Below are 24,664 nucleotides of genomic sequence, written 5' to 3' on the forward strand. Positions count from 1 at the left end.
AGATAAAAGGGAATTGTGAATTAAGTCGGGTTGATATTTTATTTAAATAAACCGTGAGTATTAAATGAAAGAATTAAACGAGTTAAAAAAGTTCTCTAAAGTGCTAGCAGATGAAAGCGGTAAAATAATTCGTAATTACTTTAGAAATGATATAGCAATCGAAACAAAAAGTGACGAGTCACCTGTTACAATTGCTGATAAGAAAGCAGAAGAATGTCTGCGTAAAATGATCGAAAAGGAATTTCCCGAGCATGGAATAATTGGCGAAGAATTCGGAATTACCAATGAGAACTCCGAATATAAATGGATTCTTGATCCAATCGACGGCACAAAAAGTTTTATTACCGGAACAGTTACATTTGGGACACTAATTGGTCTTACAAAAAATGATTATCCAATCTTAGGTGTTATCAATCAACCAATTCTTAATGAATTTTTAATCGGTGATAATGAATCTGCTGAATTAAACGGGATTCGAGTAAAAATTAGAGAAGGCGAAAGTTTAGAGAATGCTACATTATTGACAACTGATCATCTGAACATTGAAAAATTTCAAAATATTTCTGCGTTCGAGTCTTTAATAAGAAAAGTAAAATTATATAGACAATGGGGTGATTGTTATGGTTACTATCTTGTAGCAACAGGATATGCAGATATAATGATTGATCCGATTATGTCCGTTTGGGATTCAATGGCTTTGATTCCAGTTATAAAAGGTGCCGGCGGAACCATAACCGATTATCATGGAAATGATGCAATAACCGGCAACAGTATTATCGCGGCATCAAAAGGAATTCATAGCCGAGTAATAAAAGAATTAAACAACTAACGCCGGTAGCCTTCCTTTTCCAATGAATCATATGATCTATAAACCGTGAGATCAACAGAGTAAGTTTTATAAATTCCGGTTGATGTAACTTTAACACCGTTTGTCTCCTTAGATAATTTTACCGAGGCAATAAGAACATCATTATCAATTAGATCTTGTGACAGAGAATTTTTTGTGATGGGGATATTTCCCAATGCAAAATAAAGCCCCTTTTTTGCATGAATGAATGCGCGATCTATATCATCTTCAAATGTAGTTTCTTCTTGAGCGGAAAGAATAACTATAAACAGAAAGGGAATTATAAATTTTAGTTTCATAATTGCACCTTTATTAATTAATAATTTATGATGTCGATTCAATATTAAATGAAAATAGTATTAATAAAAGTTTAATTCAAGATTAATCGTATTATATTTTTTGTTTTTTGTTGATGAAATATTCTCATCGCTAAACAACTCACACTTTCATATATTTGATTTTATGATTGAAATCAGTGGATTATATAAGTCTTTCGGTGAAAATAGCGTCCTACGCGGTGTTGATCTAAATATCGAACCTGGCGAAACTTTTGCGATTATTGGTCGAAGCGGGTGCGGGAAAAGTGTTTTACTCAAGCACATTGTCGGATTATTAGAACCGGATTCTGGTACGGTTAAAATTGAAGGTCAAAATATTTCGACACTTGATGAAAGCGAGTTGACAGAAATTCGAAAGAAATTCGGATTCTTATTTCAAGGTGCCGCACTTTTTGATTCGCTTAATGTAGAAGAAAACATTTCACTTTCATTGGTTGAAAATGATTATGGTTTTACAAAAGAAGAAATTGATAAAAAAGTTGAAGAAAAATTGTCACTTGTCGGTTTACCGGGAATTCAAAAAATAAAACCATCTGAACTTTCCGGCGGAATGAGAAAAAGAGTTGGACTTGCTCGCGCGCTTATTCACGATCCTCAATATATTTTGTATGATGAACCTACAACGGGACTCGATCCGGTTATGTCCGATTCAATTGATGAACTAATTAAAGAACTAGCAGAAAAGTTAAATGTAACTTCAATTGTAGTTACACATGATATGTTTAGTGTAAAAAATGTAGCTGCAAGAATTGCTATGATGCATGAAGGTAAAATTTATTTTAACGGAACACCAAACGAAGTTTTACAAAGCACGGATCCGGTCATAAAAGGATTTATACAAAGGACAGGTTTTTAATGAGCAAGATGAAAACAAAATACGTTTGTAACGAATGCGGTTATGAATCATTAAGATGGGTTGGAAGATGTCCGAATTGTGAAAGTTGGAATTCATTTGTAGAAGAAATTTTTGAAACGAAAAAAAGCGGCAGTACAAAAAGCAAAAGTGAATCGAAACCAATTAAATTAACTGAAGATGTTCCGCTTAGTGAAGAACGAATTAAAACCGGAATAAATGAATTTGACAGAGTTTTAGGAGAAGGAATAATGCCCGGTTCCGTCGTATTATTAGGTGGTGATCCGGGAGTGGGTAAATCAACATTAGTTATGCAAGCAGCCGGAAAAATTTCAGATAAAGTATTATATGTAACCGGAGAAGAATCATTCCGCCAAATTAATCTTCGTGCAAAACGATTAAAAGTTAATAACGAAAATATTTTAGTTTATCCCGAAACAAATTTGGAATTCATAACAGATCAAATAAAGAATGAAAATCCCGCCGTTGTTATAATTGATTCTATACAGACAATCTACAACCCCGATTTTGATAGCGCACCCGGAACGGTTACGCAAATTAGAGAATGCACTGCATCATTGATGCAGCTTGCAAAAGCTAAGGGTTGCGCGGTTATTGTGGTGGGTCATGTTACAAAGGAAGGATTTATAGCCGGACCAAAAGTTCTGGAACACATAGTCGATACGGTATTACAATTTGAAGGTGAACGGAATCATTCATATAGAATTTTGCGCGCTCAGAAAAACAGATTCGGTAGCACAAATGAAATCGGAATTTTTGAAATGCACGGAGCTGGATTATCGGAGGTTACAAATCCAAGTGAAATATTTTTAAGTGAACGTGATAAAATTGTAAGCGGATCTGTAGTCACTGCAAGTATGGAAGGAACTCGTCCCGTTCTGCTCGAAGTTCAAGCATTAGTTACTCCATCTAATTACGGCAATCCGCAAAGAGTTGCAACCGGATTTGATTACAGAAGATTATCAATTTTACTAGCTGTATTAGAAAAGCGTGCACAGCTTCGTCTTTCATCATCAAATGTATTTTTAAATATGGCGGGCGGTTTAAGAATTGAAGAACCCGCAATTGATCTAGCAGTCTGCGCTGCGATTGCATCTAATCTTAAAGAAGAAATTGCAAAAGAAAGTTTGGTCGTTGTCGGAGAAGTTGGTTTAGGCGGTGAAGTAAGAGGTGTTAGCAATATCGAAAAAAGAATTGCCGAAGCTGAAAAGCTCGGATTTAATTCTATCGTCATTCCAAAAGCAAATATGAAATCGGTTAAGAAGAAATCAAAAATAAAAATTATTCCGGTTGAGGATATTCAATCTGCATTGGCTGAGATATTGAATTAGTTAATCCCCGGGATTTCTCAGAATAGAATCCGTAACAAATGTCACCGAAAAATTTTTTAAATCAACAAATCTTGGAGATTTACTGCGGGGGTGACTAATAATTTTATACCTTTCAAGAATTTAGACTACTTTCTCTATCTATTCGTTCTTTTAGAATTACCTTTATAAATGATTGATATGGCACATCTCTTTTATTAGCAAGAGATTTTAAGTCATCTAACATTGATTCCGGTAATCTTAGCGATATGGTTTTTGTAGACGGCTTGAGATTAGGAAAAGTTACTGGTTTAGCCTTTTGCCAATTAATAAATTCTGAGGATTCGTTCTTTAACCAGAAATCTCTTTCTTCGACTTCACTTTTAAATTTTGGAATGTTTTTTAACTTCTTCATGATATATCACTCTTTCTTTTTTACTCATATTTCTTGCCGATATTATTCGGATTTGTTTTCTTCTTATTGTAAAAACAACAAATAATTCTTTATTATCGTCGGTTCGGCCAAGCAAATACCATCTTTTCTCATTTGTTTCTTTCTGTATGGAATCAATTATAATTGGTTTGTTAAAAAAAACTTGTTCACACTCACTTACAGTAACATTATGTTTAATCCAGTTTTTTGTTGAATTTCCTTCATCCCATTGAAAACTTTCACATTTATCAAAAATTTTCTTCATAATGATTGTATATTATGTTAATATACACAAATAATCAAGTCAATTTTAGTACTCAGGATAGAAGAAATTTTTCGGGGGTTGAAGAATTACAATTAATACTTTTTGTTAGGGGCTTGGCGGAAAATTGTATTTGAGTCAGAGAAGGGTGAATAGATGATTAACTGAGAATTACAACTTTTTGTTAATCGAAATTGCACCTCGAAGATCACCGTTCTTATAGTCCACCGCAGTATCATCTTTGTACTTATGTTTTATTAAAGCACGAACATCTTTACTCATCGTATTCTCACTTCCATGACAAAGTAAGCAAGGACCTTGAACAAAAATTGGTTTCATAAAACGAGCATATTCAGTAGAATCGATCTTGATAATTTCTAAATATTCATAATTATCATCGAGCGTGCCTTCTTCAAACTTCTTTTGGAAATCGAGCAAAACTTTTTCTTCAAACTTATCCGGAGTATTGTTTCTATTTCTTGGTTTAAACGTTGTTCGCTTAATTAACACACCGGTTTGCTTTCCAATTTCATCTGTTAGCGCCATTGCCGTATCTGAACAAACATTAATCGCTTGAAGTGGTCCGCCTTCTTTAATATTCTTCATTAATACAGATTTTAAATCACCCATAAACAATTTGGAAATTTCTCGGAACTCTACTCTTATATCTTGATCGGGTTGAGTTTGTGCGGTGAATAAAAAAACAAATATTATAGTTATTAATGTGAAATATATTCTTTTCATTTTAACTGGTAGGGACAACTCATGAGTTGTCCCTATACCTAAATTTATTTAATTGTCGGTAATGAAAAATCGGGAGCTTTGATATAATCTTCTCTATTATAATTTCCGGCAAGAGCTTTTTCAATATCGCTTCTATAAGTTTCAATTGATGCTAAACCAACATGTCTTGCAACTACAAATCCGCGTCTGTCAATAACAAAAGAAGTTGGAATTGATTGAATGCCACCGTATTGCTGAATAACATTCATATCACCCTTAACGATGGGATAGTTAATTCCATATTCTTTCATAAACGGAACTACATCATTTTCAGTTGCGCCGCCACGTGAAACTGCATCAAGAGATATTCCTATAACCACGACTTGATCATTTTCATTTTGTAATTGAATTAAGTCCGGTACACCTTTGCGACAAGGTGGACACCAGGTTGCCCAAAAATCTACAATAACAACTTTACCTTGAAACTCGGATAAAGATATATTTTCTCCGTAAGTGCTTGCTTCCGCATCTTTGTTATTACATCCCAAAGTAAATACTGCGAAGAAAAGAAAGAACGCTACTACTTTTATTGATTTCTTCATTTATTCCTCTAATAGTTTTTCAATGTCTTTTACGTAAATTGATTTATCCATGTACCCGATATAAGTACTGAAAATTCTTCCTTCTTTATCCAGCACAAAAGAAGTTGGAATTGATTGAATTCCACCATACCGATTTGTAATATTCATATCGCCGTAAACAATCGGGTAATTTATTTTGAATTGTTCCACGAAGTAGGGTACATCATCTTTAGTATCCGAATCAAGTGAGATACCTATAATTTCAAACTGATCGGAAGGATATTCACTTTTCAGTTCAATTAAATCCGGAATGGCTTTTCTGCAAGGTGCGCACCAAGTTGCCCAAAAATCCAAAATTACAATTTTGCCTTTATAATCCGATAAACTTATTGATTCGCCGGAAACAGATTCAAGTTGAAATTCGGGTGCGATTTCTCTGCTTGACGGATCAACTTTGGCTTTATAGTTTGGCGGGTACGGACCCGGTTCTGGTTCGTTAAAACTGTTGTTAACAAAAAAGAATATCAAGAATGCTATTACAAAAAGTCCCGTGTAAACATGACTTCTTTGTTTTTTTGTTAACCCTAAAATTTTCTTTTCTTCTTTTTCCGTGCTCATAATCTCTCTATTTTTAGGTCAAAAATAGCAAATGCAGAGTTCGATTCACAATCAATTATGATGTAATTCATTTAACTCTTTTACAAAAATTTCGATTTTTTCATCATCGAAACCTTTTTCTTTTGCGGCTTCTTCAAGAGAACCCCAAATCGGTTCACCACATCGTAAGCATCTTATTCCTTTATCGCTTAAATATGAAACAGCTTTTGGCAGAATTCTGACTAAATCTTCAATTTCAATATCTTTAGTTATTTGATTCATTTACTTCTTTTTTATCTTTTTTTGATGTAGGAAATGACCAGATTGCTCCGATTAGTGCGCCATAAATTGTTGTCGTATATGGATTGCTTGTAATGGGACAACTTCCAGTATTACATCCAATAAAATAATAATAAGCATATCCCAACACAGACCCGATAAAAACAGGCAAGCCGAACTTCAATATTTTTTTGAGATCTATTTTCATTATTTTTCTTTCAAATATAGAATAAAGTGTCTTTATAAGATGTCGTAAAAGCGACAAAGATTCAGTTTATTAACTGCTAATTTCTTGCTCTTGAAACCACTATTTAATAGTTTTAACTGCTCGAAAATTAATACATGGAGAATCATAATGCCCGAATACCAGAAACATTTGTACATGATAGTTTTCCCGATAAACGCATTAGTTGCATCACAATTAGAACCTGATCAATTTGGAAAACATTACACAACCGGAAGCGCTAAACATTACAGCGGCAAGGTTATTTTCACCGAAATTGACATAAACTACCGTCACCTTTACTTTGAAATTGATAAATATTTGGATTTAACAGTTCCGCACGAAGATGGTTCCCCAAAGAAAACAAAGTTTATAAAATCTTACGGTGTTTTAGAACATGTTGATCTTTCGGCTATAAAGAAATTATTTCTTTGTACGAATAACGGAACGGTTCTCCCTATTGAACCGGCAGAATATACAGCGGTTAATCAACCGGGGTTAATTAGAGTTTATCAAGAAGTCTGCCCGCTTGAGAATCTAGTTGCGTCAAACAAAGATCAACGAGAGTTTGGTAGATTTATTACAACTGAAACCATTTCAAAAGGCGCACCTTCAATGTGCTTTACTCAAATTGATTTTAATATTGAGCAATTTTTTGAAAAAAATAAAAATAAAGATATTCTTCAAATTGATTTGCCCGGTGTAAATCCTTATAGATTTTATGATTGTATTATGGATTTGAAAAACAATCCGGATAAATTTACAAAGACTATAAGTCTGGGAAGTTTACTAAGAGAGATATCATATAAATTTTTACGTCACGGAATTTGGTTTGTAAAAGGCGAAGAAATTAAATTCTTCCCTATGCCGTCAGAAGCTGATCTCGAAAATAAATACTTCTACTGGTGGAAGTTTGTGAGATAGGTTTAATTGTAGGGACAACTCATGAGTTGTCCCTACCGCTATTATTTTTTATACTCCCCATCACCCCATTTTAAAACTTCAACTTTTACTTCTGCTATACCATCATCAATCATATCAAGTTTTTGCGCTGCGCCGTAAGATAAATCAATAATTCTTTCGGGATGCTGCGGCATGTGATCGTTTATTCTAAGAATTTCAGATTTGTTGTTTGCCAAATTAGTTACACGCACAACTGTTCCGGAAGGATAAGTCGGATGTGCTGCGGATATTCCGTACATGTCAAAAATTTCACCGTTTGCTGTAAGATTGCCGTGAAAATCATCTGCATAGAAAGAAGCAATGCCCGTTTGAACTTCGAGAATGCTTACATTATGAAATTCAGTATAATCATTTTCCTTTTCGGTATTCTTTGAAAATTCTTTAGTTGGAGTTTTGGTATTCTTTTTTGAAGTATGCGGATCATTACTTGTAAATCTTGGCGATGAACCGCATGACCAAAATAAGAAAGTAATTAAAAGAATTAATATGTGGTTAAGTTTTGTTTTCACCTTGCTTGTGAAATTGTACTATTATAAAATAAGTTTTTATTCTAGTTAAAAAAAGTACAAGCTATGTGCACTGTTTGGTTTGCTAATTAAACTTAGTGTCTCTAATTTTACCTTTCATCAAATCAGAAAAGGATATGAATCTACAAAAATTAAAAACTCCTAACACATTCTTAATAATTTTTTCACTGGTAATATTAGCTGCTGTTTCAACCTGGTTTATACCTGCCGGTGAATTTGAAACTACGATTAAAAACGGAAGAGAAATTGTTGTCAGTGGTTCTTATCACGAAGTGGAATCAAATCCGCAGGATGTTTTTGATGTACTCACATCTCCGATTGATGGCTTTGTGGACGCTGCATTAATAATTGGATTTGTTTTAATCGTCGGCGGTGCGTTTGGAATATTTACAAAAACCGAAGCAGTTGATGCTGGTATAAAATCCATAGCAAAAGCTCACTCAAAATCTGCATTGGTAAGAAAATTATTAATCCCGATTTTCATGATACTATTTTCTCTCGGCGGCTCAGTTTTCGGAATGGGCGAAGAAGTAATTCCGTTCATTTTAATCTTTGTCCCGATGGCATTAATGCTTGGTTACGATTCAATAACGGGAGTTGCAATTCCATTTGTAGGCGTGGGAGCAGGCTTTGCCGGTGCTTTTATTAATCCCTTTACAATTGGAATTGCTCAGGGAATCGCTGATCTCCCGCCTTTATCGGGAATTGAATACAGAATTGTAGTTTGGATCATCTTAACTGCGACTGCGATTTATTTCGTAATGAGATACGCAAATAAAATTAAAGTTAATCCCAAGTTGAGTTTGACATATGAAATGGATCAAAAAAAGAGAGAGAATCTTCATACAACTGAGTTAGATAAATTTGAAGGAATCGATCCTAAACACAAACGCGTCCTATTAATATTTTTACTTGGTCTGATTGTTCTTGTATTCGGTGTTATTGTTTATGGATGGTATATAGCCGAAATTAGTGCGGTCTTCTTTGCAACGGGAATCGCGGTTGGGATTGCAGGTAAATTATCGGTCAACGAAATAACCGATTCATTTTTGCAAGGGGCTAAAGATTTGATGGCAACTGCTATGATTATCGCGTTGGCCAGGGGAATTCTAATAATAGCAACGGACGGAAAAATAATCGGGACTATTCTTTACGCATTATCCGATCCTATTGAGTCACTTCATCCAATTGTATCGAGTCAAGCTATGTTTATTATTCAATCAATGATAAACTTTTTTGTTCCTTCAGGAAGTGGTCAAGCTGCATTAACTATGCCCATTATGGCACCGCTGGGCGATTTGGTTGGTGTTTCCAGACAGACAGCAGTTCTTGCCTATCAGTTTGGTGATGGTTTTTCTAATATGATAATTCCGACTTCGGCAATAACAATGGGGGTTTTAACCCTTGCTGAAATTCCTTGGGATAAATGGGCAAGATGGATGATCAAGCTTCAAATTATTTTTATTGTTCTCGGGTTAATTTTATTGATTCCGCCGTATTTCTTTTGGTAAAATTAATCTTTTTGGTTGGATATTTTTCTTTTACTTGTCATAATCATAAGTTAATTTTATATTCAATAGAATAAAAATTAGAGACGATAATTATGAGCGAAACCGAGAATAGAAAACCACATCTTCTTGTTGTAGAAGATGACTATGAAAATCAAAAATTTCTTGAAATCTTTTTAAAAAGAAAATTTGAATTAATGATTTGTGATTCCGCCGATTCATTTTATAAATTAATAAATGAACATGATTTTCAGATAATTTTAATGGACATTTCTCTTCGCGGAAAAAAAGACGGTTTGCAGTTAACTCGCGAAATAAGAGAAATGCCTAAATATAAAGATATTCCAATCGTTGCTCTTTCCGCACATGCTTTTCAAAAGGATAAAGAAAATGCTTATCAAGCAGGTGTTGATATGTTCTTAACTAAACCTGTTCAGAATGAAGTTCTTCTTGAAACTTTGGTAAACCTCTACAAAGAAAAAAATAAATAGATGTAACATTTTCACCTCGAAATCCGTCTAAAGAGTTAAAACCTGGGGATAACTATGTTTAAGCGTACCAAACTCTTTTTATTATTTGCAATAATCACTATATCAATCCAAATAAATGCACAACAATATTATAGTTATGGCGGAGATTGGGATGACTGGGATGATTGGAATGTACAAGTAGAATTTGACAGACCTTTCATTGAAGTAAATTATGGCTTCGGACAACCGAAACATGATAAATTTAACTCTGATTTTTCTAATATCGGTCTCATGGAAATTAAGCTCGGTTATCTAAAAGAAAGTGATCTCTTCTATGATAATATTGATGATCGAAAAGAAACTTTCTTATTCGGTTCAAAACTATCGACTGATCTTAGCAACTCGGATCAAAAACCAACCGAATTTGAAAGCACTCTTTGGAGATTTGGTTTAGCAACTCGACATACACTAGGCTATTACAGTGAAAATTTTTCCGTACTTCCTTATCACCAGGACGGATTTGTTTGGTCAATGTTGGAATTAGATGAAACAAAATATCCCGTTCTTCATGAAACACTTTTAGGTTTACTTACACCGGAAGCAGCTAATGATTATAAAATTGTTGAACGATATCGCGATACATTTAGATTCGGGACAATTAACGAAGGCGGAATTAGATTTGAAATTATGAATACGGTTTCTCTAAATGCCGGTTATGAAGCTTCTGTAATTTTTCCTCGACATTTATTTTGGAAACAAGCCGGAAGTTATATAATTCAAAAAGCGGGACAGGGAGCATTGACATATTTTGTAAATGAAATTCTTGATTCATCTCCGATTGCCGGACCAATTGTCAGCTTTATATTACAAAACGGTTATGCTTACGCTTTTCATTTGTTAAAACAGAAAGACATGAACTGGCCATTTGATACTGAGACACCGCTGACATATGAAACTTTTAAACTTGGTGTAACTTTTACTTTTTGATATTGTGTTTTACTAGATACTTGATGGATGAATTAAGAATCTTTTTCTATAGAGAAAATATGCGCTTGGAATGCTCTTAGTTCAACGTATAATCCATCGGCTTGAATTTCACTTACGTTTCTGATGTAAGTCACTTCATTAAGTAAATCGACTAACTTAATTTCATTGTTCTCAAGAGGCACATCAAATTTAATTCTGCATTGAGATGTTTGGTCGGAGTAATTCACAATTACTATTCTTTTGTTAGACTTATATTCCCAAGCCCATACTAAAAAATAATTGTTAGAATAATTTCCTTCCCATGCTTGTACGGCATCAAGCAATTTCCAATTACCATTTTTGAAAGTTTCATTTCGAATAATTTCTAATAATCTATTGTAGAAAGAGTAAATGTCATTATTAATTTCTTCTTTCGGTTCTCTGCCAAGTTGAACCGGAAGTCGAACTTGTTTGCCTGCAAATTGTCCATCGTAAATTAACTTTAATCCCGGTAAAGTATAAGCAATAATTGCCGCTGCTTTATTTTTTCGTAAGTTAAAAATTTTAGCAGCACGTTGTTCATCGTGATTTTCAATAAATCGAATGGACTTTTGCTGGAAACTATAATCCGCAAAGAGATGCGATCTTATTTCATTCACATTCTCTGATTTTAATCTATCTAATAATCTTTTGTCATAAGTATAATCGAATCCAAATTGCTGCAATATCCACTCGGTATTCCAATAAGCTTCCGCAATAAAAATGAAATCCTTTTTTCTTTTAATCTTTTGAATAGCATCAAACCAAAATTCATTTTTGGGAAATTTACTTTTTTGCAAAGTAGAATTATTCTTCCACGTATTAGAAAAGATAGAGTTATTAATCAGCATGGCCATATCACAACGAACCCCATCACATAATTCGGAAATTCGCTCAAGTTTATCCAACATAGTTCTTCTTGCAGAACTGTTGAAATAATTTATTTGAATAGTGTCTTGCCATGCATCAAAGTTAGGATCTTTACCATGAGCAAAAATTTTGTCATTCTTCTTGAAATAAGTTTTTAAATCGATGTTTAATTCTTTTTCGGTTCCTTGTAAAAATAATTCCGGATTAGACTCGATTAAATTTGACTCTGCGCTGAAATGATTAGGAATAAAATCTAAAATCAGTTTTAACCCGATTGAATTTAACTGTTCTTTAAGTTGTAATAAACTCTCATTATCGCCTAGGCTTTGTGAAACAACATAATCTTCAATTGAATAAGGAGACCCGATAACATCTTCCTTTTTCCAATCGGGTAATGCATTGGTGTACTCTTGTAATAATCCTTCTTCAAAACAATACTTTTCAATTGTGTTAGGATTGATTTGCCATACCCCCATTAGCCAAATAAACTCAAAACCTTTGGCGCGTAATTCTTTCCAATATGCAATAGGAATTTCATGAAGCAGTTTATTTTGCCCGAATCTTTTAATCCATACACGTGTGTTAATTTCGTAAAGAAGTGAGTTGCTACTCATTATTAATTTGAGTTTCTGTTATGAGGATTTTCTTTTCTGCTTGCAGTTCCTTTATCTCTTTCATCAACTCAATCACATCGGATTCATCGGAAGTTTCCGCAATCCGCTTATTTGTGGCTTTAATCTGGTCATCAATTTTTTGAAGTTTATATTTTCGTAAGAGATCATCAACATATCGATCCATGTTTGACGAAATCGAAATGTTGAAATTGGCATTATCCCATTTCTTGCTGATAGATTCTTCTGAAATTGCGAATGCAAGTGTGAATTGTCGAAGATTATCATCTTCAATTTTTTCAATTATAGATGCAGGAGACTTAATTCCATGATCATAACAATCGTAGATTATTTCGGCTAATCTTTTATAAATAGGATTAATAAACTCATCGGGCAAAATAAAATTAATAATCTTTTCCATCACATTAGGATTACCGGAAAAAAGCAATTTAATTAAATCTCGTTCTTGTCTGTTTTCTTTTGTTTTGGTCAGCTCAGGTGAAGTTGATTTTGATTCCTGTCTAACTTCAATCTTTTTCTGTTGTCTGTTTTGTAGATCAAGATATTTATTAAGCTCGGTCTCAATTAACTTTTCACGCAAACCGAATTTCTTTGCAATTGATTTAATTAACAAGTTACGTTTAAGTTCATCTATAACAAGTGCCGCGGATTTAACCATTTCACGAATAGCTTCGGCATGTTTGGAAGGATCATCAAACAAACCAGCTTCCTTAAATTGAGCAGTTTGATATTCAAGAAAGTTTTGTGCGTTATTAATTTGCTTCTCGAATTCGTCTTTTCCGAACTTATTAATGAATGAATCCGGATCTTCTCCTTTGGGTAAAGTTGCTATCTTAACTTCGAAATCTTGTTTAAGTAAAAGTTCGATGCTTCTTAAAGATGCTTTCATACCGGCAGCATCTGCATCAAAAAGTAAGACAACATTTTTTGAAAACCTTGAAATAAGCTGAACTTGTTCTTCGGTTAACGATGTTCCGGATGAAGCTACAACATTTTTAACTCCTCCTTGGAATAGAGCAATTACATCCATGTATCCTTCAACGAGAATTACCCTGTCAAGCTTTCTGATTTCTTCCTTTGCGTGAAACAAACCGTAGAGTGATCTTTTTTTATGATAGACAATCGATTCGGGCGAGTTCAAATATTTTGCAGCATTCTCAGAATCGTCTAATATTCTGCCGCCAAAGGCAATAATTCGTCCATTGGTTGAAAAGATTGGAAACATGATTCTATTTCTATACTTATCGTAGTAATCACCATTATCTTTTTTGTCGATCAAACCGAGAGTTGTGGCATTTTGTAAATCTATTTGGTTCTCTTTTGCGAACTTTAAAAAATTATCCCAGCCGGGTAAAGCAAAACCGAGACCGAAAATTCGCATAGTTTTTTCGGTTAACTTTCTTCCTGTTAGATAATCTCTGGCATACTCACCGGCGAGACCTTTAAGTAAATTATCGGAAAAATATTTAGCGGCTTTTAAATTTATATCGTAATAAGCTTCCTGCTCGTTTTGTGCTTTGGCAGAAATATTTTGGTCGTATTCAATTTTGATTCCGAGCTGTTCAGCCATTTCTTGAACGGCTTCAACAAAGGAAATACTTTTATATTCCATTAAAAATTTGAAAACATTACCGCCGTTTCCGCATCCGAAACAATGATAAATTTGTTTCTCATCATTAACAGCAAAAGATGGTGTTTTCTCTTGATGGAATGGACAAATGCCAAAGAAATTTTTTCCTCGTTTCTTTAGCTGAACATATGCCGAGACAACATCAACTATGTCAGAAGCATTTAAGATTTCTTCTATTTTGGATTCCGGTATTCGCATAAGCCTTTGATTAAAAAATGAAAAATAAGAAAAGATTTCATCCTTTATTTAGAAAACTAACTCTTTTCATTCATTGCCCGCCAAATGTTATATTTGTATTTTGAACATCACGAAAACGAGCAAATAATTGATAAGCAAAAGTATACTTTTAATCTTAGCTTCTAAAGACTTTAATGAGGACGAATATTTAATAGTCAAGAAAACTTTAGAAAAGGAAAATTTTAAAGTTTTTATAGCTTCAGACGCACACACACTTTGTGTCGGTAACCGTGGAATAAAAGTCCGTGCCGATGTCTCATTTTTTAATATGCGCGAAAGTAATTTTAGTGCAATTATAATTATTGGCGGAAATGGAATTAAATCTTATTGGAATAATCTTCACTTACACAATTTGATAAATGCCTTTGCCAAGTCAAATAAAGTTATTGCTGCAATTTGTAGTGCACCTGTAGTTCTTGCAAAAGCCGGCTTGTTGGAAGGAAAAGAGGCAACATGTTATCACAAGGATAAACAAGACCTCGAAAATAATGGGGCAATTTACATCGATAACCCGGTAGTTTTTAAGAAAAACATAATTACTGCACAAGATGCATCTTCGGCACAAGATTTTGCGCAAAGAATCGCAGAAAGGCTAAAATAATTGCGAACCTTTTTAATCCGCTATTTGTTTAAGACCTAATATGACTGATAAAATCGAAAAATTAAGAAACTATTGTAATAGTTTAACTCAATATTCTCGATATAAAACACGAGAAGTTTTCATCGGGGAAATTCCTCTCGGTGGCGATAATCCAATTCGTATTCAATCAATGACTACTACAAATACGATGGATACAATTGCTACAGTTGAACAGACAATTCGAATGGTTGAGGCCGGATGCGAATATGTACGTATTACGGCACCAAGTTTAAAGGACGCTCAAAATTTAGAAAATATTCGGAAAGAGTTAAGAACACGTGGATATAACGTTCCTCTAATTGCGGATATTCACTTCACACCGAATGCAGCCGAACTTGCCGCAAGGCTGGTCGAGAAAGTGCGTGTTAATCCCGGTAACTATGCCGATAAAAAGAAATTCGAGAACATTGAATATACTGACGCTTCTTATGAAGCTGAACTTGAAAGAATTAGAAAGAAGTTTACTCCGCTTGTTAAAATTTGTAAAGAATATGGCACTGCTATGCGGATTGGGACTAATCACGGGTCATTATCCGATAGAATTATGGGAAGATATGGTGACACACCGCTTGGAATGGTGGAATCTGCATTAGAGTTTGTCAGAATTTGTGAAGATTTGGATTACCACAATATTGTTCTTTCAATGAAAGCCAGCAATACTCAAGTGATGGTGCAAGCATATAGATTACTTGTACAGATGATGAACGAAGAAGGAATGAAATATCCGCTTCATCTTGGTGTAACAGAAGCCGGTGATGGTGAAGACGCAAGAATTAAATCGGCCGTAGGAATAGGGACATTACTTGAAGATGGACTTGGCGATACAATTAGGGTATCTTTAACTGAAGAACCCGAAGCCGAAGCGCCCGTCGCAAAAGATTTAGCCGATCGATATAAATCTCGGGCTGGACATAAGCCAATTATTCCTGTTGTTGAAATTCCTAAAAGTCCTACTGTATTTTTAAGAAGAAAAACTTTTGAGGTAAACGGAATTGGAGGAGATAACCCTCCGGTTGTATTATCGGATTATTCTAATAAAGTTGTTAATGATTATACCGACCTAAAATTAATCGGTTATACTTATTCACCAAAGCTTGATAAATGGAATACGTCAGACATTGCGAGTGATTTACTATTTCTTGGTGATAACAAATTGCCATTTGAACAACCAAATAATTTGAAGACACTTTATAATTTCGAAAGCTGGAAAGAAATTTCATCTGATAAACGAGCGTTCCCGGTTTTCACTTTAAATGAGTTTGCAAATACAAATGGTATATCTCCGGTATTAAATTTTGTGCAAGTCTCGATAGATGATATAAATTCTCAAAACTTTGAGCTAACAGCAAATAAAAACTCGGTTGTCTACGTGTTGACTACAAACAATGAACACGGGATGGCTGAACAAAGAAGATTCTTTTTCGAACTCTTAAATCGGGGGATTGAAAACCCGGTTATAGTAAAGAGAAAGTATTCCAATCTAAACGAAGATCAATATAGACTTTATAGCGCAACAGATGTCGGTGGATTATTAATTGATGGATTCGGTGACGGAGTTTGGTTGGAAGCTGAGAATGTAAAATTTTCAGTAGCTACATACGAAGCAATCAATAGAATTTCATTCGGTATTTTACAAGCGGCAAGAGCAAGAATATCCAAAACAGAATATATAGCTTGTCCTTCATGCGGCAGAACATTGTTTGATCTTGTAATTGTGACAAACATGATTCGTAAAAGAACCGAACACTTAAAGGGAGTAAAGATTGGAATTATGGGTTGCATAGTTAACGGTCCGGGTGAAATGGCTGATGCCGATTACGGTTATGTTGGTTCCGGAGTTGGGAAAATCACTTTGTATAAAGGTCAGAATATCGTAAAAAAGAATGTTCCTTCCGAAAAAGCAGTTGATGAATTGATAAATATTATTCGAGAAGATGGTAATTGGATTGAACCTAAAGTTTTGGAAGAATAAATGAAATTGAAAAATTGATCATATTGTATTATATTTCGTTTTCAGCTTATGATTGCAAGGATAATTAATACGACAAGGGTGATTATAAAAAACCCAAATTACTATATAGAAAGAAAGAATTAACAAAAAATGCACTCTCGATTTTAGGAGTGCATTTTTTTTATTATATGATTGCAGAAGATCTTATAAAATATGTTGAATATTGGGCGCCCCCCGGTGCCGCTTGGGAAAGAGACAACGTCGGACTTCAAGTGGGGGATAGGAGAAAGAGAGTTACGAATGTTCTTCTTGCCCTAGACCTCAATAAAGAAGTTATAAAAGACGCGCTAAAGAAAAACTGCAATTTTATTTTCACTCATCACCCCTTCATTTTTAACCCAATTAAAAAGTTAGACTTCACAAAAGACCCGAAAGCAGAAATTATTAAGATCGCAGTTCAAAAAGAATTAATAATTTTTTCCGCCCATACAAATTTAGATTTCACAAAAGACGGTGTAAGTTTTGAACTTGCGAAAACACTTGCGTTAAAGAATATTTCCTTTCTACTGAATCAAGAAAATAATCAAGTTAAGATTGTTGTATTTGTTCCGGGTAACGATATTGAGAAAGTTGCATTAGCAATTTTTAATGCCGGTGGTGGAATTATCGGTGAGTATTCAAATTGTAGTTATAGAGTAAAGGGTGAAGGTACATTCAAAGGTTCTGATGAGTCGAATCCAACCATAGGGAAAAAAGGGAAACCAGAAACTGTTGAAGAAATAAGATTAGAAGTATTGGCGGAACAATGGAAAATAAAACATATAATTTCTGAAATGATAAAAGTTCATCCATATGAAGAAGTTGCCTACGATGTTTATCCGCTTAATAACAAGAATGTAAATTATGGAATGGGTGCAATCGGCAAGCTTGAAAATGGAATGAAACAAAATGATTTTCTTGACCATGTTATCAAAAAATTGAAAGCCAAAAATCTAAGGTTTACAAAAGGCAAATCTAGTTCAATAAATAAAGTCGCGGTCTGCGGCGGAAGTGGATCTGAATTGCTTAATGCTGCTATCAGTAGCGGAGCTGATGCATTTATCACGGCTGATGTTAAATACCATACTTTTCAAGATGCCGAAAATAAAATCCTTCTAATTGATGCCGGGCATTACGAAACAGAAATTCATTCACTAAATATTGTCCAAAAAAGATTACAAAAGTTTATTAAAGAAAATAAAAGTGGTTTAAAAGTTTATAAGTATTCCGGGACTACCAACCCGATAAGTTTTTATAAAACATAAGGAGTAACAAATTGGTAAACAGGTTATCAGCTTTATTCGAACTACAATTGATTGATGATCAATTGGATGAACTGGAGGAACTACGCGGCGATCTTCCGGCAGCAGTTAATGATCTTAAGGGACAAATGCAAACTCTTAAAGATCAATCGGATGAAAAAGAGAGACAGAAAGAAGAATCTCTTAAAAAACGAAAACATAATGACAATGAAGTCGCTGACTTAAAAGAGAGTCTAAAAAAATTCAAAGCCCAACTTTATCAAGTCAGAAACAACAAAGAATATGATGCTCTCACAAAGGAAATAGATCATACCGAAGAAGAAATTGAAAGATTAGAAACTGAGAACTTAGCTTTAGAAGATCTTGTTGAACAATTGAAGATGCAGATTGATGAAGTAAAACCCGAACTTGAGAAACTTCAAGAAGAACTTGCTGAAAAAGAAGATGAACTTAAACAAATAATTAAAGCAAACGAAAAAGAAGAAGCTCGCCTTTTAGATAGAAGAGAAAAATCAGTCGCAAATGTAAAAAAACCCGATTACAATACCTACATGCGAATTAGAAAAGCTCTTGGCGGTAAAGCAATTGCAACAATTAACAGAGCTGCTTGTACCGGATGTCATAATGTGGTCCCGCCGCAAAGACAATTGGAAATTAGACAAAGTAAAAGAATTTACTCATGTGAATCATGCGGAAGAATTTTAGTTTCTTCAGAAATTTCTGATGAAGTAACTAAAAAATTCAAACTGTAATTTTTAGAAAGAGATTGTCTTTGTAATTTAGACTAGGACAATCTCTTTTAGTTTTACTAAAACCATCTCACAAAATCTACTTTAGTTTATTACATTAATGAAGAAAACCAACGCGATAAGAATTCTTGAAGCACAAAAAATCAATTTCACTTTTCACCCTTACGAATTTAATGAAGAAGAACTGGATGCAGTTTCTGTTGCAAAGAAAATAAATGCAGAGCCGGAACAGGTTTTTAAAACATTAGTTGCTATAGGTACTGATAATAATCATTACGTATTTGTAATACCCGGAAACTATGAACTAAATCTTAAGAAAGCAGCATCTGCTTCTGGCATAAAGAAAATTGAAATGATTAAAATGAAAGATCTCCTCGAAGTAACAGGATATATTAGGGGAGGTTGCTCGCCAATCGGGATGAAAAAATTATTTCCCACATTTATTGATGAATCTGCATTATTGTTCGAGAATATTTATATAAGTGCCGGACAAAGGGGGATGCAAATTTTTATCAATCCGGAAAACCTTGCCGAAATCATAAATGCTAAATTTGAGGATTTAATTTAATCTCGCCTTACAATGAGGATAAGATTTGTACATCCGTTTTCATTTTTTTTAAAGAAAAAATTACCTAAATTTGTAAGCTAAAATTAAAAGGAGTTAATAATGGCTAAACAACAATCGTTTGCCGATAAATCTAAAGCAAAAGCAAAATCAGGTTTTGTTACTGTTAAGTATATAAAAACAGTAAAAACTGAAGCCGGCAATTATAAATTTCAAGAAAAATTTGTAAAGCTTCCGGATATCAGTAAAGTTACAGAACTCAATTAAAGCGGCTAAATACCGCTTTTTTTGTCTTCATTGTTGGCTGTTTAAATTCAAACCTTGATATCCACTAAATAATTTTTATATTGTATTTGTCCGGTCGGTTTCGGACAATCCGAATTACTCACATAAAATATAGCGAACCATTTTACTTCTATTATGGATTTTTTGCCGGGGGCAGTTCCGGTTTTTCGCTTAAAGAAGAAAGAGGTGACGATATGATTAAACCAAAACAAATGAGATTTTACGGGTTACGTGATTTAACAAAAATCCCACAGTTTCAAAAAATTCCCAAAGATGATCTATTTGCAGTAAAAGTTGTTTCTCATGTACTTCCATTCAGAACAAATAATTACCTTGTTGAAGAACTGATTGATTGGGATAATATTCCGAATGATCCAATCTTCCAATTAACTTTTCCTCAAAGGGGAATGATTGAAGATAACGACTTTAATAGAATCGCAGATTTGTTAAAAAAGAAAGCAACCAAAGAGGAAATTCAAAAAGCTGCTAACGAAATTAGATTCTCATTAAATCCTCACCCGGCCGGACAGATGACAGCAAACGTGCCCTATATGGAGGATGATGACGAACCGGTAAGAGGAGTTCAACATAAGTACAGAGAGACTGCATTAGTTTTTCCATCTGCCGGTCAAACGTGTCATGCTTATTGTACTTTCTGTTTCCGTTGGGCACAGTTTGTTGGGATGACGGACTTAAAGTTTACAACGGATGAATCCAATAGATTCCAAAAGTATTTAAAACAGCATAAAGAAATTTCAAATGTTCTTTTCACCGGCGGCGATCCGATGGTTATGACATTAAAAAAGTTGGAAATATTCTTAAAACCATTTCTCAAACCGGAATTTGAGCATATACGAAATATTAGAATTGGTACAAAATCAGTTGCATATTGGCCTTACAAATTTGTTACCGATAAAGAAGCTGACGGAGTATTAAAACTTTTTGAAAAATTAGTAGATGCCGGAAAACATGTTGCTATTATGGGACATTACAATCATTGGGTGGAGCTTTCTACTCCTGTTGCACGCGAAGCTGTTAAAAGAATACAAAGCACTGGAGCAGTAATAAGAGCACAATCACCGATTGTAAAACATGTAAATGATGATCCCACAATTTGGCGGAGAATGTGGAAAGATCAGGTTAGTCAGGGAATTATTCCTTATTACATGTTTGTTGAACGAGATACCGGTGCAAAAAATTATTTTGAAATTCCTCTCTATAGAGCTTTCCAAATTTTCCGAGATGCTTATAAGAATGTATCGGGACTTGGAAGAACAGTCCGCGGTCCATCAATGTCGGCATTACCTGGTAAAGTTGTAATCGAAGGTATTGCGGAAATTAACGACGAAAAAGTTTTTGTATTAAACTTTTTACAAGCTCGAAATCCGGATTGGGTAAGAAGACCATTTTTCGCCAAGTATGATGAAAATGCATACTGGTTGAATCATCTTAAACCTGCTTTTGGTAAAAAGAAATTTTTCTACAAAGATGAGTTAAAACAAATATTGCTTGAAAGAGCTGCCAAAGATCATCATAAATTCAATGAAAAAGAAGAAATGGAAGATGAACACTTGGCAACAGGTGCAGCTTAACAGCAGAACTAAGAATTCAGAATTCTGAACTCAGAATATAAAGAAGGCGAATCAGATGATTCGCCTTTTTTATTAATTTTGATTCGGTTGCTGTTGTTGCATTGTCATCAATTTATTTCTGAGTTGTTCTAACTTAGATAATAACTGAGGGGTTTCGGGATTTATTGCTTCCATTTTTTGCATGACAAGTGTCTCAAATTCTTGAAGATGCGAACCGATTTCTGGTTGTTGAATCACCTTTTGCTGCTCAGTTTGAATTATCTGTGAAACTGATTGAAACTCTTGTCCTAACGATTGCATCTTTTGTTGATCACCTGATTGCTCAGCCGCTTGATACTGTGAAATTATATTATCTCGTTTATCCAATGATTTTTTTATCTCGGGATTATTCTTCACCATTGCGTCAGTAATTTCTTTATCAAGTGCTTCGCCTTTTTGTGCAATATTTTCATCATTCATAGCTTGCTGTTGTAATTGTTGAATTTGTTGATTCAACTGATTGTACTCTTGAAATAAAAGCTGAGCTTCAGATGATTGATCCTGTTGCATTTGACCTTGAGCAAAAATTGTACTTAAGCACAAAATCATTATCATTGAAATAATATTTCTCTTTTTTAAAAACATACTTTTCCTTTCTTTATGGCTAATATTAATTTATTGATGGCAAAACTTATTATAATTATTTCGGAAATCAAAAAAAGTGAAGTTTTTTTGCGGCAGTAATGATATGTAGTATTAAGAATATATGCATGACAAATTATTTTGTAGTTTGATTTAACTTTTCTCTCAGCTCGGCTAATTTTTCTTCTATCTTTGGTGTATTTGGGTCAATTGCAATCATTCTTTCTCTTAATTTTTTACTTATTGCTTCTGCTCTATCCTTAAATTTTTTCTGTTCCATAATATCATGTTGTTTTTCATGAAGAATTTTTGAAGTTTCTTGATACTGTTCGTGCAACTTTGCTAATTCTTCTTTATCCATATTGGGATTAGCATCCACTTTTTCCTCTATTTCTTTTCGATCATCCAGTACTTGTTTAAGAGAGGGATCTTTCTTAATCATAAGTGCTTCAACATCATTTTTTAATTTTTCACCTTCGGCAACAAGTTCTTTATCAGATGATGCTTGCTTCTGAATTTCTTGATATTTCTTATACAAGTCGGAATATTCTCTCATTATCTTTGCATGTTCTTTTGATACTTTTTTTAATTGTCCGGAAGTATTTATGGTTAAGAAAGCAAATGATAATATAAGTAATACACGTGCCGCAGTTTCGAATAACTTCACAATAACTCCTTGATTGTCAAAAAATTTGTGTAACCTAATAATCTACAGCTATTTAAAACATATCAATCGGAAAATGTTTCAAAAAATATTAAATGATGTGAGATTCCCGCAATATGGGAAATTGCGGGAATCCGAAAAATTATGCTATCGTAACATCCTTGCAAAGATATACGTCTTGAATTGTGTTTAATAATTTTACACCTTCTTCCATTGGTCTCTGAAATGCTTTGCGACCGGAAATCAAACCCATACCGCCAGCACGTTTATTAATTACCGCAGTTTTAGCCGCTTCGGCAAAATCGTTTTCTCCTGAAGCACCGCCGCTGTTTATTAATCCAGCTCTTCCCATATAGTTGTTAATAACCTGATAGCGGGTCAAGTCAATTGGGTTATCACTAGTCAGATCAGAATAAACTTTTTTATGAGTTTTTCCGAACTTAATTGCGTTAAACCCGCCATTGCAATCCGGTAATTTTTGTTTGATAATATCGGCTTCGATAGTAACACCGAGATGATTTGCCTGTCCTGTCAAATCAGCTGCCGTGTGATAATCTTTATCCGCTTTAAAATCAGAATTACGAAGATAACACCAAAGTATTGTTGCCATACCAAGTTCATGAGCATATTGAAAAGCTTCGCTAACTTCAATAATTTGTCTGGTACTTTCATCCGAGCCGAAATAAATTGTAGCACCTACTGCGGCAGCACCCATATCAAATGCTTGATCGACTCCCGCAAACATTATTTGATCATATTTATTCGGATAAGTTAGAAGCTCGTTATGATTCAGCTTAACGATGAAAGGAATTTTGTGAGCATATTTTCTTGATGTCATTCCAAGAACACCAAGCGTTGAAGCGACTGCATTGCATCCTCCTTCAACAGCAAGTTTAACAATATTTTCGGGATCAAAATATTCCGGGTTCGGAGCAAATGATGCACCGGCGGAATGTTCAATTCCTTGATCAACCGGAAGAATTGAAACGTATCCGGTTCCGGCTAATCGTCCACTACTAAAAATCCAATTTAGATTTTTTAAAACGTTCGGTGATCTGTCAGATTGAATAAAAATTCTGTCAATAAAATCCGGACCGGGAAGATGTAGTTTTTCTTTAGGGAATATTGCTTTGTAACTAAGCAATTGATCAGCTTCGGAACCGAGATATTCTTTAATTTTATCTATCATATCACCCTCAAATTTGATTTAAGTTATGCTTATAGTTAAAATATCTTAGCTACAAAATCAAATTAAAAATATGCAGTTACACCAATGTGCACAGAAAGTAAATCTGTTTTTGATTCCAGAACATCATAGTAAACGTTACCGTTTTTCTGGTCGACTGTAATTGAACCTTCTGCAAGATATTCGGCATTGGTTCCGAACATATATCGAGCTTTCAGATCAAGATAAAGGGTTGATACATCACCAAGATTTTCAGATAACTTAATCAACAATCCGGCTCCGCCGCCATAACTCCAAGTATAGTCGTCAAAATTGGTTGAGCGAGCTATTTCTTCATTATCCCATTCACTTTCAATATTTGTTGAGGTGAAGATATAAGCACCGCCGAATAATCCTTCAACATAAGGTCTCCAAGTTCCGGTAAACGGTGAAATCTGGAACAACAAATGAAAATTCAAAATACTGTTTGTTCTGTTTACATCCACCCACACATCAGGAATTGGGTTACTAAATCTTCGTCTTTCGGATTCTTCTCCATACACAAGGTATCCGACATTTAATCCAATGGTAAAGGGTCTTTCTTTGCTGGGTGACCAGAGCGTTCCATGAATATTAAATCCATAACCCAATCTATCGACATTTTCTTTGAATTCCCCTTGCGGATAACCCAGCATTAAATGAATTCCGGCACTTTGAGCCTTTACAATCGATATCATTGAAATAAGAACAATTATTGAAACTAAGAAGCGAAATTTCATTACAATCCCTCTAAATTTTGTTTAGTAAATATAAAAAGTTTTTTAC

At 34.2% G+C, this 24,664-nt stretch carries 29 protein-coding genes; 14 read left to right on the top strand and 15 right to left on the bottom strand.

Features of this window, described 5'->3' with window-relative positions; genetic code table 11:
- Positions 1-64: 64 nt before the first annotated feature.
- A complete protein-coding gene (hisN, locus tag QY331_01100) occupies positions 65-829 on the top strand; it encodes a histidinol-phosphatase (protein ID WKZ69847.1) in 765 nt (254 codons plus the stop codon).
- On the opposite strand, the gene QY331_01105 is transcribed toward hisN, so the two are convergent.
- The gene (locus QY331_01105; protein WKZ69848.1) at positions 826-1,146 is read right to left on the bottom strand and encodes a hypothetical protein; all 321 of its coding nucleotides are present in this window, start codon (positions 1,144-1,146) and stop codon (positions 826-828) included. The two genes, hisN and QY331_01105, sit on opposite strands and share 4 nt — an antisense overlap.
- A gap of 163 nt (positions 1,147-1,309) precedes the next feature.
- Here QY331_01105 and QY331_01110 point away from each other — a divergent pair, with 163 nt between their 5' ends.
- Positions 1,310-2,041, top strand: coding sequence for an ABC transporter ATP-binding protein (locus QY331_01110; GenBank protein ID WKZ69849.1), 732 nt, complete (start codon positions 1,310-1,312; stop codon positions 2,039-2,041).
- A complete protein-coding gene (gene radA, locus QY331_01115) occupies positions 2,041-3,390 on the top strand; it encodes a DNA repair protein RadA (protein WKZ69850.1) in 1,350 nt (449 codons plus the stop codon). The genes QY331_01110 and radA overlap by 1 nt, the downstream gene beginning before the upstream one ends.
- A 112-nt stretch (positions 3,391-3,502) precedes the next feature.
- Here radA and QY331_01120 read toward each other — a convergent pair whose 3' ends face one another.
- The 7 genes from QY331_01120 to QY331_01150 form a co-directional block, all read right to left on the bottom strand.
- Positions 3,503-3,781 carry a BrnA antitoxin family protein gene (locus tag QY331_01120; GenBank protein WKZ69851.1) on the bottom strand — a complete coding sequence of 93 codons (279 nt, stop codon included), beginning with the start codon at positions 3,779-3,781 and terminating at the stop codon, positions 3,503-3,505.
- On the bottom strand, positions 3,750-4,064 hold the full coding sequence (locus QY331_01125) for a BrnT family toxin (protein WKZ69852.1): 315 nt from the start codon (positions 4,062-4,064) through the stop codon (positions 3,750-3,752). The genes QY331_01120 and QY331_01125 overlap by 32 nt, the downstream gene beginning before the upstream one ends.
- Positions 4,065-4,232: 168 nt before the next feature.
- A complete protein-coding gene (locus QY331_01130) occupies positions 4,233-4,805 on the bottom strand; it encodes a DUF3365 domain-containing protein (protein ID WKZ69853.1) in 573 nt (190 codons plus the stop codon).
- A 44-nt stretch (positions 4,806-4,849) separates the two neighbouring features.
- Positions 4,850-5,386: a TlpA disulfide reductase family protein gene (locus tag QY331_01135; GenBank protein ID WKZ69854.1), complete on the bottom strand. Its 537-nt coding sequence runs from the start codon at positions 5,384-5,386 to the stop codon at positions 4,850-4,852.
- A complete protein-coding gene (locus QY331_01140) occupies positions 5,387-5,983 on the bottom strand; it encodes a TlpA disulfide reductase family protein (protein ID WKZ69855.1) in 597 nt (198 codons plus the stop codon).
- A gap of 51 nt (positions 5,984-6,034) precedes the next feature.
- The gene (locus QY331_01145) at positions 6,035-6,244 is read right to left on the bottom strand and encodes a DUF1858 domain-containing protein (GenBank protein ID WKZ69856.1); all 210 of its coding nucleotides are present in this window, start codon (positions 6,242-6,244) and stop codon (positions 6,035-6,037) included.
- A complete protein-coding gene (locus tag QY331_01150) occupies positions 6,228-6,449 on the bottom strand; it encodes a DUF6132 family protein (GenBank protein WKZ69857.1) in 222 nt (73 codons plus the stop codon). The genes QY331_01145 and QY331_01150 overlap by 17 nt, the downstream gene beginning before the upstream one ends.
- Positions 6,450-6,596: 147 nt before the next feature.
- Here QY331_01150 and QY331_01155 point away from each other — a divergent pair, with 147 nt between their 5' ends.
- Positions 6,597-7,388, top strand: a complete 792-nt coding sequence (locus QY331_01155; GenBank protein WKZ69858.1) for a hypothetical protein — start codon at positions 6,597-6,599, stop codon at positions 7,386-7,388.
- 41 nt (positions 7,389-7,429) lie between these two features.
- Here the strand turns inward: QY331_01155 and QY331_01160 are convergent, their stop codons facing one another.
- Positions 7,430-7,936, bottom strand: coding sequence for a septal ring lytic transglycosylase RlpA family protein (locus tag QY331_01160; protein ID WKZ69859.1), 507 nt, complete (start codon positions 7,934-7,936; stop codon positions 7,430-7,432).
- 134 nt (positions 7,937-8,070) lie between these two features.
- On the opposite strand from QY331_01160, the gene QY331_01165 reads away from it, so the two are divergent.
- The 3 genes from QY331_01165 (at position 8,071) to QY331_01175 (ending at position 10,919) form a co-directional block, all read left to right on the top strand.
- Complete coding sequence (locus tag QY331_01165; protein ID WKZ69860.1) at positions 8,071-9,465, top strand: AbgT family transporter; 1,395 nt, start codon at positions 8,071-8,073, stop codon at positions 9,463-9,465.
- Positions 9,466-9,557: 92 nt separating this feature from the next.
- Positions 9,558-9,953, top strand: a complete 396-nt coding sequence (locus tag QY331_01170) for a response regulator (GenBank protein ID WKZ69861.1) — start codon at positions 9,558-9,560, stop codon at positions 9,951-9,953.
- Between the two features lie 54 nt (positions 9,954-10,007).
- Positions 10,008-10,919 (top strand): hypothetical protein, encoded by a 912-nt coding sequence (locus QY331_01175; protein WKZ69862.1) that lies wholly within the window; start codon positions 10,008-10,010, stop codon positions 10,917-10,919.
- A 32-nt stretch (positions 10,920-10,951) separates the two neighbouring features.
- On the opposite strand, the gene QY331_01180 is transcribed toward QY331_01175, so the two are convergent.
- Both QY331_01180 and dnaG read right to left on the bottom strand, forming a co-directional pair.
- Complete coding sequence (locus tag QY331_01180; GenBank protein ID WKZ69863.1) at positions 10,952-12,421, bottom strand: alpha-amylase family glycosyl hydrolase; 1,470 nt, start codon at positions 12,419-12,421, stop codon at positions 10,952-10,954.
- Positions 12,414-14,267, bottom strand: coding sequence for a DNA primase (gene dnaG / locus QY331_01185; protein ID WKZ69864.1), 1,854 nt, complete (start codon positions 14,265-14,267; stop codon positions 12,414-12,416). The genes QY331_01180 and dnaG overlap by 8 nt, the downstream gene beginning before the upstream one ends.
- A 127-nt stretch (positions 14,268-14,394) precedes the next feature.
- On the opposite strand from dnaG, the gene QY331_01190 reads away from it, so the two are divergent.
- The 7 genes from QY331_01190 (at position 14,395) to QY331_01220 (ending at position 21,389) form a co-directional block, all read left to right on the top strand.
- Positions 14,395-14,907 carry a DJ-1/PfpI family protein gene (locus QY331_01190; protein ID WKZ69865.1) on the top strand — a complete coding sequence of 171 codons (513 nt, stop codon included), beginning with the start codon at positions 14,395-14,397 and terminating at the stop codon, positions 14,905-14,907.
- Between the two features lie 40 nt (positions 14,908-14,947).
- The gene (ispG, locus tag QY331_01195) at positions 14,948-16,918 is read left to right on the top strand and encodes a (E)-4-hydroxy-3-methylbut-2-enyl-diphosphate synthase (GenBank protein ID WKZ69866.1); all 1,971 of its coding nucleotides are present in this window, start codon (positions 14,948-14,950) and stop codon (positions 16,916-16,918) included.
- Positions 16,919-17,085: 167 nt separating this feature from the next.
- Positions 17,086-18,201, top strand: a complete 1,116-nt coding sequence (locus QY331_01200) for a Nif3-like dinuclear metal center hexameric protein (GenBank protein ID WKZ69867.1) — start codon at positions 17,086-17,088, stop codon at positions 18,199-18,201.
- An 11-nt stretch (positions 18,202-18,212) separates the two neighbouring features.
- Positions 18,213-18,950 carry a C4-type zinc ribbon domain-containing protein gene (locus QY331_01205; protein WKZ69868.1) on the top strand — a complete coding sequence of 246 codons (738 nt, stop codon included), beginning with the start codon at positions 18,213-18,215 and terminating at the stop codon, positions 18,948-18,950.
- A gap of 97 nt (positions 18,951-19,047) precedes the next feature.
- Entirely contained in the window at positions 19,048-19,515 is a 468-nt protein-coding gene (ybaK, locus tag QY331_01210) for a Cys-tRNA(Pro) deacylase (protein WKZ69869.1), read from the top strand.
- 99 nt (positions 19,516-19,614) lie between these two features.
- Positions 19,615-19,779: a hypothetical protein gene (locus QY331_01215; GenBank protein WKZ69870.1), complete on the top strand. Its 165-nt coding sequence runs from the start codon at positions 19,615-19,617 to the stop codon at positions 19,777-19,779.
- 212 nt (positions 19,780-19,991) lie between these two features.
- On the top strand, positions 19,992-21,389 hold the full coding sequence (locus QY331_01220) for a lysine 2,3-aminomutase (GenBank protein WKZ69871.1): 1,398 nt from the start codon (positions 19,992-19,994) through the stop codon (positions 21,387-21,389).
- A gap of 72 nt (positions 21,390-21,461) precedes the next feature.
- Here the strand turns inward: QY331_01220 and QY331_01225 are convergent, their stop codons facing one another.
- The 4 genes from QY331_01225 to QY331_01240 form a co-directional block, all read right to left on the bottom strand.
- Positions 21,462-22,013 carry a hypothetical protein gene (locus tag QY331_01225; GenBank protein WKZ69872.1) on the bottom strand — a complete coding sequence of 184 codons (552 nt, stop codon included), beginning with the start codon at positions 22,011-22,013 and terminating at the stop codon, positions 21,462-21,464.
- 133 nt (positions 22,014-22,146) lie between these two features.
- A complete protein-coding gene (locus QY331_01230; GenBank protein WKZ69873.1) occupies positions 22,147-22,677 on the bottom strand; it encodes a hypothetical protein in 531 nt (176 codons plus the stop codon).
- Between the two features lie 139 nt (positions 22,678-22,816).
- Complete coding sequence (locus QY331_01235; protein ID WKZ69874.1) at positions 22,817-23,863, bottom strand: class I fructose-bisphosphate aldolase; 1,047 nt, start codon at positions 23,861-23,863, stop codon at positions 22,817-22,819.
- A 62-nt stretch (positions 23,864-23,925) separates the two neighbouring features.
- Entirely contained in the window at positions 23,926-24,618 is a 693-nt protein-coding gene (locus QY331_01240; protein ID WKZ69875.1) for a hypothetical protein, read from the bottom strand.
- Positions 24,619-24,664: the final 46 nt, after the last annotated feature.

The organism is Melioribacteraceae bacterium, from assembly GCA_030584085.1.
GTDB lineage: Bacteria > Bacteroidota > Ignavibacteria > Ignavibacteriales > Melioribacteraceae > SURF-28.

Bases quoted from the DNA above. Each gene is read 5' to 3' on its own strand.
- QY331_01235 (WKZ69874.1), bottom strand. From the start codon at position 23,863: ATGATAGATAAAATTAAAGAATATCTCGGTTCCGAAGCTGATCAATTG.
- ispG (WKZ69866.1), top strand. From the start codon at position 14,948: ATGACTGATAAAATCGAAAAATTAAGAAACTATTGTAATAGTTTAACT.
- QY331_01135 (WKZ69854.1), bottom strand. From the start codon at position 5,386: ATGAAGAAATCAATAAAAGTAGTAGCGTTCTTTCTTTTCTTCGCAGTA.
- QY331_01215 (WKZ69870.1), top strand. From the start codon at position 19,615: ATGGCTAAACAACAATCGTTTGCCGATAAATCTAAAGCAAAAGCAAAA.
- QY331_01125 (WKZ69852.1), bottom strand. From the start codon at position 4,064: ATGAAGAAAATTTTTGATAAATGTGAAAGTTTTCAATGGGATGAAGGA.
- QY331_01165 (WKZ69860.1), top strand. From the start codon at position 8,071: ATGAATCTACAAAAATTAAAAACTCCTAACACATTCTTAATAATTTTT.
- hisN (WKZ69847.1), top strand. From the start codon at position 65: ATGAAAGAATTAAACGAGTTAAAAAAGTTCTCTAAAGTGCTAGCAGAT.
- QY331_01140 (WKZ69855.1), bottom strand. From the start codon at position 5,983: ATGAGCACGGAAAAAGAAGAAAAGAAAATTTTAGGGTTAACAAAAAAA.
- QY331_01175 (WKZ69862.1), top strand. From the start codon at position 10,008: ATGTTTAAGCGTACCAAACTCTTTTTATTATTTGCAATAATCACTATA.
- QY331_01105 (WKZ69848.1), bottom strand. From the start codon at position 1,146: ATGAAACTAAAATTTATAATTCCCTTTCTGTTTATAGTTATTCTTTCC.
- QY331_01150 (WKZ69857.1), bottom strand. From the start codon at position 6,449: ATGAAAATAGATCTCAAAAAAATATTGAAGTTCGGCTTGCCTGTTTTT.
- QY331_01155 (WKZ69858.1), top strand. From the start codon at position 6,597: ATGCCCGAATACCAGAAACATTTGTACATGATAGTTTTCCCGATAAAC.
- QY331_01200 (WKZ69867.1), top strand. From the start codon at position 17,086: ATGATTGCAGAAGATCTTATAAAATATGTTGAATATTGGGCGCCCCCC.
- QY331_01110 (WKZ69849.1), top strand. From the start codon at position 1,310: ATGATTGAAATCAGTGGATTATATAAGTCTTTCGGTGAAAATAGCGTC.
- QY331_01120 (WKZ69851.1), bottom strand. From the start codon at position 3,781: ATGAAGAAGTTAAAAAACATTCCAAAATTTAAAAGTGAAGTCGAAGAA.
- dnaG (WKZ69864.1), bottom strand. From the start codon at position 14,267: ATGCGAATACCGGAATCCAAAATAGAAGAAATCTTAAATGCTTCTGAC.
- QY331_01170 (WKZ69861.1), top strand. From the start codon at position 9,558: ATGAGCGAAACCGAGAATAGAAAACCACATCTTCTTGTTGTAGAAGAT.
- QY331_01240 (WKZ69875.1), bottom strand. From the start codon at position 24,618: ATGAAATTTCGCTTCTTAGTTTCAATAATTGTTCTTATTTCAATGATA.
- QY331_01145 (WKZ69856.1), bottom strand. From the start codon at position 6,244: ATGAATCAAATAACTAAAGATATTGAAATTGAAGATTTAGTCAGAATT.
- QY331_01225 (WKZ69872.1), bottom strand. From the start codon at position 22,013: ATGTTTTTAAAAAAGAGAAATATTATTTCAATGATAATGATTTTGTGC.
- QY331_01130 (WKZ69853.1), bottom strand. From the start codon at position 4,805: ATGAAAAGAATATATTTCACATTAATAACTATAATATTTGTTTTTTTA.
- QY331_01180 (WKZ69863.1), bottom strand. From the start codon at position 12,421: ATGAGTAGCAACTCACTTCTTTACGAAATTAACACACGTGTATGGATT.
- radA (WKZ69850.1), top strand. From the start codon at position 2,041: ATGAGCAAGATGAAAACAAAATACGTTTGTAACGAATGCGGTTATGAA.
- ybaK (WKZ69869.1), top strand. From the start codon at position 19,048: ATGAAGAAAACCAACGCGATAAGAATTCTTGAAGCACAAAAAATCAAT.
- QY331_01220 (WKZ69871.1), top strand. From the start codon at position 19,992: ATGATTAAACCAAAACAAATGAGATTTTACGGGTTACGTGATTTAACA.